General features: G+C 28.8%; 13 protein-coding genes. 5 read left to right on the top strand and 8 right to left on the bottom strand.

The features are described 5' to 3' along the window. Positions 1–10: 10 nt before the first annotated feature. Positions 11–103, bottom strand: coding sequence for a hypothetical protein (locus KPL55_RS25880; RefSeq protein WP_246599261.1), 93 nt, complete (start codon positions 101–103; stop codon positions 11–13). A 1,111-nt stretch (positions 104–1,214) separates the two neighbouring features. On the opposite strand from KPL55_RS25880, the gene KPL55_RS01305 reads away from it, so the two are divergent. Together KPL55_RS01305 and KPL55_RS01300 are read left to right on the top strand one after the other, a co-directional pair. After that, on the top strand, positions 1,215–1,376 hold the full coding sequence (locus KPL55_RS01305; protein ID WP_216304893.1) for a hypothetical protein: 162 nt from the start codon (positions 1,215–1,217) through the stop codon (positions 1,374–1,376). Positions 1,377–1,471: 95 nt separating this feature from the next. After that, complete coding sequence (locus tag KPL55_RS01300) at positions 1,472–1,675, top strand: DUF4177 domain-containing protein (RefSeq protein WP_312887184.1); 204 nt, start codon at positions 1,472–1,474, stop codon at positions 1,673–1,675. Positions 1,676–1,881: 206 nt separating this feature from the next. Here KPL55_RS01300 and KPL55_RS01295 read toward each other — a convergent pair whose 3' ends face one another. Beyond that, positions 1,882–2,607, bottom strand: a complete 726-nt coding sequence (locus tag KPL55_RS01295) for a hypothetical protein (protein WP_216304891.1) — start codon at positions 2,605–2,607, stop codon at positions 1,882–1,884. A 274-nt stretch (positions 2,608–2,881) separates the two neighbouring features. Between KPL55_RS01295 and KPL55_RS01290 the strand changes: the two genes are divergently transcribed. Together KPL55_RS01290 and KPL55_RS01285 are read left to right on the top strand one after the other, a co-directional pair. Then, entirely contained in the window at positions 2,882–3,454 is a 573-nt protein-coding gene (locus KPL55_RS01290; protein WP_216304890.1) for a hypothetical protein, read from the top strand. Positions 3,455–3,472: 18 nt separating this feature from the next. Continuing rightward, the gene (locus KPL55_RS01285) at positions 3,473–4,408 is read left to right on the top strand and encodes a ketopantoate reductase family protein (protein WP_216304889.1); all 936 of its coding nucleotides are present in this window, start codon (positions 3,473–3,475) and stop codon (positions 4,406–4,408) included. Between the two features lie 124 nt (positions 4,409–4,532). On the opposite strand, the gene KPL55_RS01280 is transcribed toward KPL55_RS01285, so the two are convergent. Then, positions 4,533–5,048, bottom strand: a complete 516-nt coding sequence (locus tag KPL55_RS01280) for an SF0329 family protein (RefSeq protein WP_216304888.1) — start codon at positions 5,046–5,048, stop codon at positions 4,533–4,535. 225 nt (positions 5,049–5,273) lie between these two features. Here KPL55_RS01280 and KPL55_RS01275 point away from each other — a divergent pair, with 225 nt between their 5' ends. Further along, on the top strand, positions 5,274–6,122 hold the full coding sequence (locus KPL55_RS01275; protein ID WP_216304887.1) for an MBL fold metallo-hydrolase: 849 nt from the start codon (positions 5,274–5,276) through the stop codon (positions 6,120–6,122). A 97-nt stretch (positions 6,123–6,219) separates the two neighbouring features. Here the strand turns inward: KPL55_RS01275 and KPL55_RS01270 are convergent, their stop codons facing one another. The 5 genes from KPL55_RS01270 to KPL55_RS01250 all read right to left on the bottom strand — a co-directional run bounded on the left by KPL55_RS01270 (position 6,220) and on the right by KPL55_RS01250 (position 16,027). Then, positions 6,220–6,627 (bottom strand): hypothetical protein, encoded by a 408-nt coding sequence (locus KPL55_RS01270; protein WP_216304886.1) that lies wholly within the window; start codon positions 6,625–6,627, stop codon positions 6,220–6,222. Between the two features lie 116 nt (positions 6,628–6,743). Continuing rightward, complete coding sequence (locus KPL55_RS01265; protein WP_216304885.1) at positions 6,744–7,283, bottom strand: hypothetical protein; 540 nt, start codon at positions 7,281–7,283, stop codon at positions 6,744–6,746. Positions 7,284–7,704: 421 nt separating this feature from the next. Next, positions 7,705–10,188 (bottom strand): DUF2357 domain-containing protein, encoded by a 2,484-nt coding sequence (locus KPL55_RS01260; RefSeq protein WP_216304884.1) that lies wholly within the window; start codon positions 10,186–10,188, stop codon positions 7,705–7,707. After that, positions 10,163–11,905 carry an MrcB family domain-containing protein gene (locus KPL55_RS01255; RefSeq protein WP_216304883.1) on the bottom strand — a complete coding sequence of 581 codons (1,743 nt, stop codon included), beginning with the start codon at positions 11,903–11,905 and terminating at the stop codon, positions 10,163–10,165. Before KPL55_RS01255 ends, KPL55_RS01260 begins: the two co-directional genes overlap by 26 nt. A 381-nt stretch (positions 11,906–12,286) precedes the next feature. Then, positions 12,287–16,027 (bottom strand): DUF4391 domain-containing protein, encoded by a 3,741-nt coding sequence (locus tag KPL55_RS01250; protein ID WP_216304882.1) that lies wholly within the window; start codon positions 16,025–16,027, stop codon positions 12,287–12,289. Positions 16,028–16,042: the final 15 nt, after the last annotated feature.

Raw genomic sequence — 16,042 nt, 5'->3', positions numbered from 1 at the left:
TTATATAGATTTAATAAGCTTTTAGTATTTTATTATATAAAACTAAATCCACATAATAATGTATATTTCCAAGTGTTATTCTTTGCTGCGAACCTTCAAACATACATCCTCTACCTAGTTCAAGAAAAAAATTTTCAAGCTATAAATTAAGAGCTTTTTCCAAATCTTTTTTTAAAAAAGGTTTGTCTTAGGAAGTCCTATAAACCCAAAACCATACGAATCTTTTAGCATATCCTTAGGATTATAAATGTTATACCTATCTTTGAAAGTTATAAAACCCTTTCTTTATTACCATCACCGTTTAAAAGTAATAATCGTTCAAAAAGAGAAGTTGAAATTTGTCTTTTTGGCTCTCTAACAGACCAATTCAAATTAATAGATTCCTTCTCATAAAAAGTCCTTGCAGCCTCATCTGAAATAGATAGGAGTTCTCAATAATGCCACTAACTTAAGTGTCCAATCACTGACTGGACACTTTTATAGAATAAATAAAACTTTCTCATATTAAATAGATTAGAGCGTGAAAATCCCTTTCCTAATTAGATATTTAGATATTAAGATAAATTCAAAATACTAAAGAAGGATCTTGTGGAAACTGATATAAGATGATTAGAATAAAACAATAGTATTAGATATAAAGCAAATAATTTACAAGAGAGAAAGATTCACAGTTTCATCAAATTTGTTTTATGAAGTAAAATTTTTATAGCTTTATTGCCTAAATTAATTATAAGTACACTTTTTAGTCCAACCATATTGTTTGGTCATTTTTATGTAAAGTTATCGTTATAAACTTTCTTTGCATTTTTCCATAATTACGATATTCTTACTCCAACTAATTTCTCGCACCAACGGTGCGATATTTATTATATTTGAATAAGATATATGATTTTCCTTGGAATCGAATATATATATTCTATCGTAATCTTTATTATTTAAATCTCTATTAATCACAGTACATTGCCTTTGCCTAGCCACTAGAGATGTATATTACATGTTGTACCATAACTCTTAATGTATTTTTCTTATTAATATAAATCATCTAAGCCTGAGGGGCCTTATGAGGACTTGTTAGATGGAGATTTTGTGCTACGCCTTAATTATACATGCTTTTATGATAGGTTTGTAAAGTACTGTAGAGAGCATAATGTGACTCATGAGGTGTGACTCATGAGGTGTTACCACTGAATAGTTTCAAAAAACAATTAAGCAATATGCAGTACTGTAAATGCTACAATAAGCCTGTTAATTTTTCAGTGAGACAAGAAAATTCAAAGAATAAAAAGACTTTTCGGTGTGCAGTTATTTATATTAATAAACTTCGCGAGAAAAATGTTGATATAGATTTTATTGCAGATGATAACATGGTGGACTAGTTATATCAATAAGCGTTATAATTAAATTAGAAAACAATTTTATGATATTACGTGTTTAGGTTTACTATTAACTAAAATAAAATATGTGAATTGAGGTGGATTTCTTGGAGAAGTGGGAATATACAAGTATTAAAGTTGAATCCAAAGGATTTATGGGTGGAATACTAGATATAAGCAATTTTGATAATGAACTTAATAATTTTGGAGAACAAGGTTGGGAATTAGTGTCTTGTTTCTCAACTACTCAAGATGGTGGAAAATGTAGAGAAATTGTCGCAGTTTTTAAAAGAAGAAAATAAATATAGTTTCTAAGACATTAATGCACGTTTCGAAATGTTCATAAGGCAAGCCATATGGCTCTTCTTATGAACATTTCGTATTTATATACCTAATTTTATGGTTTGTTGTTGGTATCATGCATAACCCAAATAAATCTTATATTTTCTCTTCATCTTTCATTGTAGCTTGCATTATCTGAGGAATAATCACTGATTACCCAAACATATTACTTGCTCATTGTTTTCATCATCTCAAATAATGCAGGAGATATAGAAGTCATTAAAATTTGAGAACATGTTGCCAAATCTAAAATAGCGTGACCTATCATTAAAGATTGGAGTTTTCTCTTTTTATAATAAATAAATCCTAATACTAACATTAAAGGCAAGAATGACAAGAATCTAAACATAATATGTTTCCAGTCATATAGTAGAGGTATAAAACTATGTTGCAGCTCATAGAAAAACATTGGATACATAATAGATAGTATTTTGTTGCCTGTAATTTCTTCTATTCCGTTTAGTGCATATCCAAAATACAAAGGTAGTTCAGCAAATACTATAGTTAAAGGCAAAAGTATAGTATTTATTATTGCAATCCAAACAGGAATAGGTTGTATCATTGTCACAGGAACATAACCATAAATCATAAATCCAAATCCATACATTCCACCTACTCCTAATGAAAGCATTAGTACAACAATGAGCAATGTATATTTCAGATTATCTTGACCTTTATGATAACCAATTAGCTTTTTATAGGTAGTTCCTTCAATTTTGCAAATAGTTATTAATAAAATAATAGTAATAATATTGATAGCAGTACATATTATAGACCACCATCGACTTGCTTGTTCTAATGATTGCTTGGTTATTATTGCAAATAACACTCCAACTATAATAAACAAAACACTTCTAAATAAGGGTAGTATAAATGGATTGATTTTCTTCATTCTACCATCTCCTAATAATTCACTTAATAATCAGTATATAAATAATCTTCATGTTGTCAAACAATTGTGTTTATATTAAATTATACTGTATATCAATACAATTATTCATATATTTAACATAATTATATTTAGATTACTTCTCTAATTTTATGCTTATCACTCTTAGTTGATAATGTTATATAATATAGAATATAATAGATTAATATATCTATTATAGGGTTAAAATAACAGTAAATATATAATACTAATTAAGTTATTGAAAGGGGATTAAATTATGCCGATCTGTGTTAATTGTGGTAAAAATTATTTAAGAGGTTCAAAGCACTGTTCACAGTGTAGACTTAAGCCACTATCCCAGGGTAGTTTTAAAAAAATAGTAAAAAAAGAAGAGATAATAGTAATGAGTTTTAAAGAAAAGATTCTTAAAATAAAAGAAAAAGTAGATATTATAAATAATGAAGATTTCAAGATGCTGGAGAATATAAATCAAAAGAATCTAATAAAATTTTGTAATGTGATTAAAACAAAATTAGGTAAAAGTATAGAAATTAGCAAAGTTATAGCTCATAAAGAAGACGGAAACTTATTAAAAGGAAGAATAGGATTTATAATAACTGAGGATGAAATTGTGACGTTTGATGGTAAAAAAAATAACATAGTAGCTGATTTTTCCCTAATGGATGAAATGCCAGAAATGAATATAACTGGTTCCAATCCAGGAGTGCGATTTGGAACATTATTAATAAGTTATAAAGGAGAAAAATACAGTGGAAATATTATAGGTGGAGAACTATCACAATTGATTTATGAGCTAATAAAAATTCTTTATAATAGGGATAACGAGTAAAACTAGGGGGAGATATCTATGAACAATAAAAAACTTTGTGTAGTAGGCCTAGGCGGTGTTGGAGGATACCTAGGCTGCATGCTTGCTCATCATTATGATAATATATATTTTTTTGCTAGGGGGGAGAGGCTTGCGTCCATCAAAAAAAACGGATTAAGATTACACAGCGATGCCTTTGGTGAATTTACGACTTATCCTACTATGGCAAGCAATAATGCAAAGGAAATGGGCGTAATGGATTATATCATTCTTAGTGTCAAGAATTTTTCATTGGAGCAGGTCTGCGCCGAAATATCAACCATGATTGATGAAAATACTGTAATTATACCATTGCTTAACGGTGTTAATGTTTCAAGTAACTTGCGAAATTTAATAGGTAAAGTTCATGTTCTGGATGGCCTCATTTATATTACCTCGGGAGCAAGTAAAGATTTTTCCATTCATCACACCAGCCCTTACGGTGTTGTTCATATTGGTTATGAAAGACAAAATCAATGTGGTGAGATTATATTATTAGAAGTGAAGAAATTATTGCAGGGTGCAAACATCACATGCATTATAGAAAATGATATAGAAGCTGCTATTTGGACAAAATATATATTAAATTGTGCTTATAATATAGTGACAGCATATTATAAAGCCACAACCGGAGATCTTAGGAAAAATGAAATTTCCATGTTACAGCTGAAAACATTATTAGCGGAAGCATGCAGCGTCGCACGTAGTCTAAAAATTAACATTGCTGGCGACCTTGAAGACATACACTTCAAACATATACTACAAAACCAATCTGAATCAGCCACAAGTTCATTAAATAGAGACATTATTTCAGGAAGACAAAATGAGCTGGAGACCTTCTCTGGACAATTACTAAAATTGGCATCAAGTCGATGCCTGAAAATTCCTATGACTGAATTTTTTTATGAGGAATTGAAAAAAGTTAATAAATTTTAAGTATGATATTTTTGTATAGTTAATGAGTCCATCAAACTTACAAAGTTCTTAGCAAACTGACCTTTGATTATTTGTTTGATGGCGATTATGACTTGTTGTACACTTGTTGTACCATAATTCTAATCTATATGCCCTCTGCTACACATCTTAACCTATAGAAATAGTCAACAATATCCACGTCATTTTTCATTTTATCTTTTAATTTTTCTAATGTCCTTTTTCCAGTTCGTTTATCAAGTAATGCAAAAATCTTTATAAGCATATTATCAGCATTTAAGGATTCATCAATAGATGAACTAAAATAAACTTCTAATGCATCAAAAAAGTCATACTGCCCAAAAACACCTTCGTTTTTTGTTAACTCATGTGCTTCATCACTGATTCTTCTGTTAGTATCATAATCATCTACCCTGTAATTCTCATCCGGAAACCTTAATTTATCATATATAGTATTCTGTCTACTTTCTGCTGTATATGTGCACATATTTAATACTTCTCTCTTATCAACTGTTATGTATGCCCTCCCTAAACCATCTAGTGCTTTCTTATAATTTACAACAAAGAAATCCACTCTGTTTTTTAATGAATCACATATAAAACTTTCTAGATTTTTCTTAACTTTACTCCATTTCCTTTGCATATAAGCCCCCTATAGAAATCTTCTATAATTTTTACCCTTTATTTAAAGCAAGTATACCATATTTATACATAGGACAAAATACTCAATAACAGTAAGAGACTTAGTAACTGATCTTCCATTAGGTTACCCCTCATTGCGACAGTTTTTATATACTGTTATAATATTCCTATATAGAAAGAAAAAGCTTATACTTGATGAAAAAAGAAATTATTGGAGGTAAGTTACATGAAATTTAAAGTATTAGGTTCTGGAGGATGCACGTCAATACCTAGAGCAACATGTAGTTGTAGAGTATGTAAAGAAGCGAGGGAGAAGGGAACTCCATATTCGCGTTTTGGTTGTTCATTATTTATAGAGGATATCAATTTATTAATTGATACTCCAGAGGATATTAATATTGCACTTAATAAATTTGATATAAAGAGTATTGATAATGTGCTTTATAGCCATTGGCATCCCGACCATACTCTAGGGATGAGAGTTTTTGAACAGATAAAAATAAATTGGTGTGAATTATCGGTTGGAATTAAAAATAAGATACCTATAAATGTGTTTGGATTGGATTATGTAATTGAAGATATACGTTCAATAAAAAATAAATTCGGACCGTATGTTGAAAATTACGAAAAAAACTATAATTTAATAAAAATAAATGTTGTTGATAGAGAACTAAAAATAAATGATATAAAAATTACAATCATACCTGTTAGTAATAAGATTAGCTCAGTATTCGTATTTGAGCAAAAGGATAAAAAAGTTATTTATGCACCATGTAATGTAAAACCTTTTCCAGATGAAGATTTATTTAATAATGCTAATTTATTGATAATTGGAAATACAATAACTTCAGAAGTCGCAAAAGATAATTTTATTATTGATAACAATAATGAAATGAGAAAACATTTGTTTGTGATGAATGAAATTGTTGAACTGAAAAAACAGTATAATATCAATAAGGTTATTATTACTCATTTAGACGAGGACTGGGGATTATCATATGATGATTATTTGAAAAAAGCAAAGAATTATGACAATATAGAATTTGCGTATGATGGATTGAATATAGAAATATGATAAGGTAAATTATCTACGGTAGATGACCGTTGATGATAGGAACTCCTATAAATAGAGGCATATCGTAGCTTTATAAGAAGATTGCATCTTATTGATTTTACTTTATCTTAAACTTCTTACTTTTAAGATAACTTTGTAATAAAATTGCACAAAAGAAAAATATCGAAGCCGTTATACCATTTATTTTATTTTGTAGTAAAATTTCAATATTTATTATATTTGTCATATTGTAACTCTTGAAACCTATATATACTACTGATACAAAAGAAATAATTGCTATAATATCTACTAATATTATGTATATATTTGTAGTAAACTGTTTTTTTCTTATATCTTGATAAGTTTCAAATATAATAAGTGCTAAAACTAACAGTTCTAATATGATATAAACTACATGCTTTATCTCTTCAGAAGGAATTAAATCAACTATATTTGTTAGAAACAACAGTAGAATCAATAAGATTATACCAACCGGATAAATAGAATAAGCCTTATTAAACTTCATAATTCTCCCCCACACAAAAAAAATATTGTAAATTTATTGAAGATTTTATTCGTCTTATTCAATTATATAGAATATTATTATAAATTTCAAATATTTAACATAAAAATATTATTTCTCTAATAGAGAGCTAATACCTCTCTTAATATTTCAATATTTTTATCCATATCGCTCAAAACTTCCAACCTATGATTAGCTCCATCAATTTGTTTTAAACAAATATTTTCTTTTATACAGTGTTGTTTTAGAATGTCTGCATCCAACTGTTTATCTTTTGTACCTGCGACTACAATTATAATATTTTTCCCGTTCTCAATATAAGTTAGTGTTTCTTTTATAGGAGTTAAATATATGTGCCTTGCTTTAATACATAATTCCTCCGCAATCCATCCAGCGACCACTGTTCCCAAACTTTTAGAAACAAACACTATATCATCATATTTCGATAAATCATAGGCTTGTAATTGTGATAACACCGTACTCTTAATGTCTCCGATACACTCATCTAATGACTTAGCTCGTTTAAGTAAATCACCATAACTAATTGCTACTTTTTTGTATCCTCGAACTTCAAACTTAAGACCTGCATAATATAACAATGGACAATCTATGCTATAATTTCCACCTGGAAATATCACAACTATTTTCTTATCCCCCATAGCATTTTTTCCCTCCCAATATTCTAATGATCCATCTACCATATGTAACTACTATTGCGATGCAATATCCTACCCTAAAAAACTTGTTCGTCTTTCTAATTGCCTTATGCTCCAATTATTTTAAATACATCCATCTATATAAAATTTTCTTCTTATTTCATTATTGAGTTTAATTATCAGTCTATAGTTAGTCTAGCTCAATTCTTGACGCAGTGCGTCAACATTGTTAAGCAACGCATAAAATTTTCTCATTCTTGATAAATTACATTTATCGAAACCTCTTCATAATCGTTTGTAAGCTCATTTGATAATTCACTTATTAACTCTTTACCATACTCGGCTCTTTCATTTTCCTCTTGATCTAAGTATATTGTTTTACCTCATAAACAGTTCCTACCATATTATTTAGGTTTAGTAGAATCTATAAATTAACCATAGTCCTTAAAATATTCTTTTCTAATTCATTAACATTAGTACTAATGCCATTCATCTTTATCACCATTTCATCAACAATCTCTACCCTCACATCTCCAATAATATATTCCTTACCCTTATCCATCTTATTATTTTTGGAGTCCTTTTCTTTATCTATTTTCTTAATTTTAATACACTTCTCTTTAGCTACCTTCTTCAGCACTTTATATACAACAAGCTCTAAGCTGCTTTCTACTTTTAACTCATGTGTATTTTCTGCATTTTTCAAAAGATATAAAGTTGTATAAGTTACAAGCCTTGTTCCTGTTTGAATTGGTACTATATTATCCACTACTTTTATATATTCTAAATTAATTCTTATGTATTCATCATTTTCAGTGCCAGCCCTTGCTTTAATCTCTATACAATCTTTTCGCTTATATTTTAAACATTCTTTTATCTTCCCGTAATATCTTACTCCACCCTCATCTTCAATCTTAAGATTTGACTGATAGAATGCTATATACTCAACTGACTCTCTAACTTCTTTTAAACTTGCTACTGGTATATGATAAAATAGCTTCTCTTTATAAACTTTAAAGTGATTTTCATCTTTCACATTAGCAATCATTACATTTAGATGCTTGAACTTACCATAATCATCATACTCATCTATGACTACCCTATCATTTCTCGCATCTAATGATGATTGTTCTATTATTTTCTTTAGCTGATTAGTGATTAACTTTGTACTTCCCGGAAGCATTGGAAAAGCTCCTATATTAACCTCTTCTATGCTTTTATAAAATTCATGTTCTTTAAACTTCTCTTCGTCTCCATAAGGAAACATAACATATGCTCCAAAGGTATCATATTTAAATTGGATCTCATTTTTAAGTTTTGATACTATTGCATCCCTATATCTATGCATTACATTTATATCATCCTCGACTGGGCCTATATTTCCTTTATCATCTACATTAATTCTATACTTAGCATCAAATATATAAATTCTATTGTCATTTTCATTATTTAAATTTCTAATATTAAGCACAGTATCCGGTCTCTGATTAGTGGTTGGAGATGAATATGACTTGTTATACCATAACTCTAACCTATTTTTCTTGTTAGAATAAATCATCTTAGCCTCTGAGTCCTGGGATAATGTTAAATAGAACCCATTATCCTTATACTTTAATATTCCATACTCCTCTACCTGATAACCTAAATCACTGAGAATATGATGTATCTTCATATAACACCACATCTCATATAACAAATATAGCTTTTTAGGAGTCATTTGATAAAGTCCATCTCCTAAAGCTAGACCCTTACTTAGCATAATATACTTTTTATAAACTTCTCTATATCCTGGAGCCATTTGAAAAACTAAACTCATAGTCTTTTTACCTGTAAGATTACTAACATTACTAAATCCATTTTTTAAGTGTTTTTCTAATATAGATATCTTACTCTTCAAAAACTTATGTAGCAAAACTTTTTCATCAATATTATTACTATTATTATTAGCCTTATTGCTGAGCATATTTATAACTATATTTTTCACAACAGCATTTAGTCTTTTTATAATATTACTTATCATATACTTAACAAATCGATTTTCATATATATCTGTAGTTGTTATCTTTCTTTTATCTACAACCATCGCTGCAGTATAGTTTTTATCTTTTCCCTTAATGAATCCATTTTTATTTTCCGAAAGGCAGCTTGAATTTTTCCTAAGATAAGCAATCGTATTACGAGAAGGTACTCTTGATTTCTCTATCCTTCTGATGGACTCTATAGTTACTACGTTATGCTTAGGGTTCGCTATAATTCTTTTTATAGCTTTTTCTAGATCATCAAATATACATCTTAAAATGCTAATGAATTCCGCATTAGTTTGATGATTTGTATCCACAAGCCTAGTTTCTAAATAAGTTTTACCCATAAGAGCAAAAGCTAAAGAATATATTTCGTCATTTACCTCATTCATAATATCTCTATAATCCTTTTGATAATCAATTTTCGACGGAAAGACTTCTATATCTATTGATAATATATCTTTTCCATACTTAGTAATTATAAAATTAGACAAACCAATATCTGATGAAAAATCAATCATTCCAATATAACAATTACTTATTTTCTGAAACCCATTATTTAAATTACTGCCCATATGAATTACTTCATAACGGCCCTTATCCTTAACTTCTAAGATGAGCTGATATTTCCCATTTTCATAAAAACATGGTTTAACATTAGGTCCACTAACTTCTGCTAACTCGCCATTATCAGTTATTACTTTCACTATAATTTTATTCTTATCTTTATATTCCAATGCTACAGTGAGTGTTGCAGTAGTATTTATATTAATACTTAAATCCCTTGCTTTCTTATTTATACTTTCACCACTAAATGTTAATGAGAATTCATCAATACAATCTATTTCTAAAAGTTTATCATTACGCCCAGAATGAAGTAAATCCATCATCATAACCTCTTAACATCATAACTATTTTTTTTGCACTCTTTTTATATTTAATCCTATCTGATTTCAGCTCTGTTTCACATTCTTTAATATACTCCAATGTAGCGGTTACCTCTTTACCACTCGTATTACAGTAATTAAATAATTTAATTAGAATATCCTTAATTAGAAACTCACTACCAGTTATAATTGGCAATATCTTTTGCATTATCTGAAAATCAAAAGCATCATCTTCACATAATAAATCATTAATCTTATTCTCTAACATATAAAATACAATCTCATCTCTAACTCTATACCCGAAATTCTTATTACCTTGCTCTAATATTTCATTTATATCTTTAACCTTAGCATTAGTTGACCTGACAAATTCATCATCGCTATTTAAAGCATCCTTAATAGTTAGGAAGCTTGTCTTAAAAAAATCGTTATTTACATTAATACTTTCACATTCTTCATTACCAAAATCTAAAGCATCTAAATCTACATCCGAAAACTCAATAGTATTTGCTCTATCTAATACCTTTCTACTAAAAGCAAAAGTTGTATCATCCATATTAACAGTACCTATAATATAAATATTTTCCGGTATCCTTAAATTTGCATACTTATTTCCTTCAGCCAAGTATTCTCCAGTAAATAATCTATCAGTCTTAATATTATTATACCCATCAAATTCTCTAGATTCTATAATGCTTAAATATTCACTTAAGTAATACTCAACCCTAGCTAAATTCATTTCATCTAAACATATAAAATAAGGCTTATTAATATTCTCATGGATAGAAGCTCTAAAAATAATTTCAGTTAACTTACCAGGAACAAATTCATCATTTATATTCTTATAACCAAATAATTCAGTACTATCATTCCAATCTGGCTTAACACTAATAATATTATATTGGCCATTTTCAGAAGTAGCCCCAACAGCACTGGCAAATAATTTAACTAACTTAGATTTACCTGTTCCACTTATCCCCGCAAGAATGGCGAATGGCTTAGTTTTTAGGGAGAGATAGACGTTGGCTAGATCATTATAGTGGTATACGAAGCTTCTTGATACAATGTAACTTTTCACTCCTTCTATCATATCTTTTGTTTCATGAACTATACTACTATCCATATCTTCACTTCCCTTTTTTTCATTTCCTAAAAAAATATTATTGTAATACTCATCATAAATAGTTATTATATTTTTTAAATCGGTTATTAGCTGCTGTTCCTGTGGCATATTATTTTTGGTATATAATTTATAAAATATTGAACCTACCTCATAGTCTTTATTTCCAACTGCTAAGCTATTATCTACACTAAAATCTTTAGAATCTATACCACCCCTAATCTTTGCCCTGGTATTTACCATTTGTTCTGTAGCCTTTCGCTTACCGAGTTTCTTTTTAAGATTAGTACATCCTTGATTTAATGTAATATATACTCTTTCCATGTCTTCTGAAAATAAATATACTATGTAAATACCTTCCTGGATGGTTGATGTTATTTCTTTGTTGTAGGCAGCAATCCAAGGACAACTTGTCCAACCGCCCTGCCCAGCAGAACCTTTTACAATTAAATTCTCATTGTTAATACTATTTTTAATCTCATCTTTAACATCGTAGTTAAGAAGCTTGAACATCCTATGGTCTCGTCCAAACTTGCCTTTCATTATTTCAGTTTTATAGTTTTTCATTATATCTAATAAATTTTCTCTTAAAGACATCTTATCCCCGCTCCTCTTTTCTATAATAATATAATTCTACAAAATATTCCAAACTCCTGCTAAAGTACTATTGACGTATGGATTATTTACCATATCTTTATAATAAATTAGTGTTTTTAGTAACATAAGATATTTGATCCATCACTATATTATGTGCAACTTAATTAAGCCCAAATAAAAAGTCTTTATTAAAAAAGTCCATGTTTTATAAGTAACTATAAAATCAAGCTCAGTCAATGCGTTTTTTTAACTTTCTACGAAGAGTAATTTCATTTTGAAGCATTTACTCTATAATGTTAAGTTATCTTAAATTCATCGATAAAAAAAGCATAGAAGTAACTCTATGCTTTAGAAGCAGGTAAATGATATTCTTCTATTTAATTATAGTTTATATATCCTTGGATATCTTCTACTGTACCAATCTTTGATTTCTAATATATCTTTTTCAGTCAGATTGTATAGTTTAAAAATCAATTCATCTATTTTAACTTGTTCATAGATGGCGTAATTATATTTCCTATTTACTTTCTGTTTGACAATTATATTGTTTACTAAATCTATAATTTCATTTCTTATATTAATTTCATGAATCATAGTTATACCAGTTGCTTTTATTCCCTCAACCTGCGTATGAACTGTATGATTTATAAAATTTTTAATGATATATTTCATTAGTTTACTGGATAGTAACCCAATCATAAAATTCTCATCGTTATTTTTCGTAAAAATTGTCATTCCCATTACATCATATACACCTGAGCATCCAATTCTAAAAGTTGGTGCATAAACTCCAGTATCTGAGAAAGTAATTCCTCTTTTAAAATAAGTTTCAATACTTCTGAAAACAGCCGCTACTTGAGTTTTATATTTCTTACTAATAGCTTTACCCTCATTATTTATAATAATCCTTTGCGCTATGGTTAAAGTCCTCATCCTTTCTACCGCCCATTCGCTCCAATCAATAAAATAATTAGTTGGAACATAATAATTGGGCATCCATCCTTCACCAGCATCAGATTCTCCACCTTTATCATAGGGAATTATATATCGTCCATCAAAGTACGTTATGGCCCGTTCATTATCTCTTGAAATCCCGTGTAATATAATTTCTTGCCTCAGTTGCTCATTAGCATGTATCCTACTAATATCATCTTCAGTTAAAATATATCCCTTATAATTTTTTATACTTTTGTAAGAGCCTCTGGCTTCAGGATTTTGAAATAAATATGCATGATTATCACCTGTAGCAAGTCCTTGTCTTACTTCTGCTATTTGGCTCAGTTTAACTATTTCTATTTCCTTACCATTCATAGTAATTACTCTTACTTGAATTTTTTCGCCTTTAATTTCAATCCATCTCTTTCTAACTTTGTTTGAATCATTCATAAATGCAAATAGCTTTGGAGAAGCCACAAAAAATGGGATGTTACTATTGGTTTTGATCAAATTCTGAGAGTAGTTGTATATTGCATATTCTTCACTTGAGACATCTTTTTGAATTCGATTACTGGTTATTATATTAATCGTTTCTACAAACTTATCATAATTTTTGTGGAAGCTTATATTTGTCATATCTACCATCTGACATAAATAATCATCTTTAATTTCGTCAGGCTTTGATTTTTCACATATTATAATTGCTGTATTTACTGTGGCATTAAATGTGTCTGAATGAACCCTTATCATTTTGTGTATTTTATTATCTAACATCTGCTGTCTTAGTTGTTTGTGCGTTTTGATAGTCATAAAAGTATCGGAGACTATATAAGATAATATGCCCCCATATTTTAATGGTGTAGTCTCAGAGCATAAAAATCTAGAAATAAAAGCTCCATATACATCTTTACTACCTAACTTAAGTATTTTCTGAATCTTCTCATCAATTTTAGCTCCACCGTATGGTGGATTGCCTATTATTATATCGAATCCACCATTCTTATCAATTTCAGGAAAGAAATATTCTGAATTAAAAAATGGTGCTGATATAGTACTATGCATAAACCATTCTTTTAAAAACCTTCTGTTTTCTTCTTTTATATTTCTCCCTGTTACCTGACATGAAAAGTTAGGAAAAACATATTCAAGTTCACTAACAATTTCATTTGCCACTTTTTCTTTTTCTTCATGGGTTATCCCATACTTATAATACTCTTTTCTTTTATTAATTAATTTATCTAAATCTATAAATAAATTACTTTTTATATCTCTTAAAGAATCTGCACATACTATTTTAGTTTCAAGATTTGGCATTGGAAGTATCCCTAGATTTTTTTTATCATAATCTACCTTTTGATCAATTAGTAAAGATATAAAAAATCTTAATTTTGTAATTTGAACGGCTAAGGGCTGAATATCTATACCATATATAGAATTCCGTATTAAACCAAGCTTTCTTGAGTAGTCACTTAATATGTTACGGTATGTTGCTTCAAAATCTTTTTTATTTAAAATATCTACCTTCTCCAATAACTTATTTAACCAAAGATGATTTTCATGATCTACTAAATTTAATATATCAACCATCCTCTGGAGCACTCCCATGGGAAAAGAACCAGATCCACAAGCCGGGTCTAAAATTCTTATATTGTCTAATGCAATTACAACATTTTTACGAAACATTTCCTCCTTATCATTTACTTGATTGTAATATATTAATTTATATATTTTTTCTTCATTGTTTATATCATAAAGGAGAATTTTGCAGAAATAATTTTGCAAATATAAATTAAGGGACTCGTTAACCATTACTTGTATAACTTTCCTTGGGGTATAATAAGATCCAGTTTGCTTTCTTATGCTTTTAATCACTACATCGTCTAAGTTTGGATCAAGTTCAGCTAGAAGGTTTTCAAAAGTGCATCCTAGCAGCTCAGGATCAAGTGCCACATCTTCTTCAAATGGCGTATTCTCCTCTACTGTAAACTTGTATCTTAATAAAATATTATTTAAACCATTGTCACCATAGAATAATTTATTAGGAACTTTTAATAACATATCCTCAATACTTTCTTTGTAATTATCACCAGGCATAGCATCAAAGGTACCACCATTAATAAAAGGAATTTTGGTTAATAAGCTATAGTCAAAATCTTGATGTATATATTTTTTCCACTGAAAACTTTCTATATTTTTATACTCTTCATTTAAGCATTTGTAAAAAATGTTTTGTAATATGCCTCTGTAGTAACTATTGGATTCTAAAAAATTTATTTCTTCATCATCTTTTAATATATGGTGTTTTATATTATTACAATCAATAGGTTCAAGAAGCCTTTTATTAATAAGACCTTTTTCTTTTAAAAACCAGCAAAATAGCAACCTTGACATGAGCCTTACTAAAAAGTTCTTATTATTTTCTTTGTCATCCTTAATATAATCCGGCCTTTCTGGAAGTTTTACAATTTCCATGGCTGATTTAAACCATTTAGATACATCCCCATAAAACTTTTCATTTAGTACTGAAATGCTTAATATTTTTCTCCATGCTTCGTATAGCTCACTGAAGCTAGAAACTTTAAGTTCGCCACGATGTAAATCACATAAAATATCTATATGTGCTCTATGAGGGTTAATAATATTAATATCTTTTATTAGTGTTACTTTTTCTAGAACATCCTTTGTCTCATCATTTTTATTTATACGTCTATCAATTAATGATAATGTAATATAATTATCATACTTAAATATAAGAATTACAGGAATAAGAAATACTTTATTAATCTCTCTTGTAATATCTGAAAGTTCTCTACTGCTGTAAGCTTTTTTTCTTAATTCAATTGCAAAAAATAACAATGAGTTAACTATATTTTTTACATCCTCTGCGTCTGACTTTTTTAAATTAATATGCTCTTGTTGAGCCGTATCGATAAATTCTATTTCTTCATTAGTGAGCTGAAATAATAATTCAACCTTCTCCCACTCCTTTGACAATGCTTTCTCCTTATTAAAACCTTTATTATCTTCTAAGAAATCTGCCTCGAATCCATCAAATGTGTTTAGTTCTATACACAAATCTTTATTTGTATTATATCCAAGTGAATTAAAAAGGTTTATTGCATTATCTCTGAGTGAGTTGCTGTTAAAGTTTATAACACTAGCTTTAACAATATCTTTTAAACTCACAATCTCCACTCCTAA

Origin of the sequence: Clostridium lacusfryxellense (genome assembly GCF_018861735.1) — a bacterium.
GTDB classification, from domain to species: domain Bacteria; phylum Bacillota; class Clostridia; order Clostridiales; family Clostridiaceae; genus Clostridium_AD; species Clostridium_AD lacusfryxellense.
The sequence above is the reverse complement of the archived record's forward strand: the minus strand, read 5'-3'. Positions and strand labels throughout refer to the sequence as shown.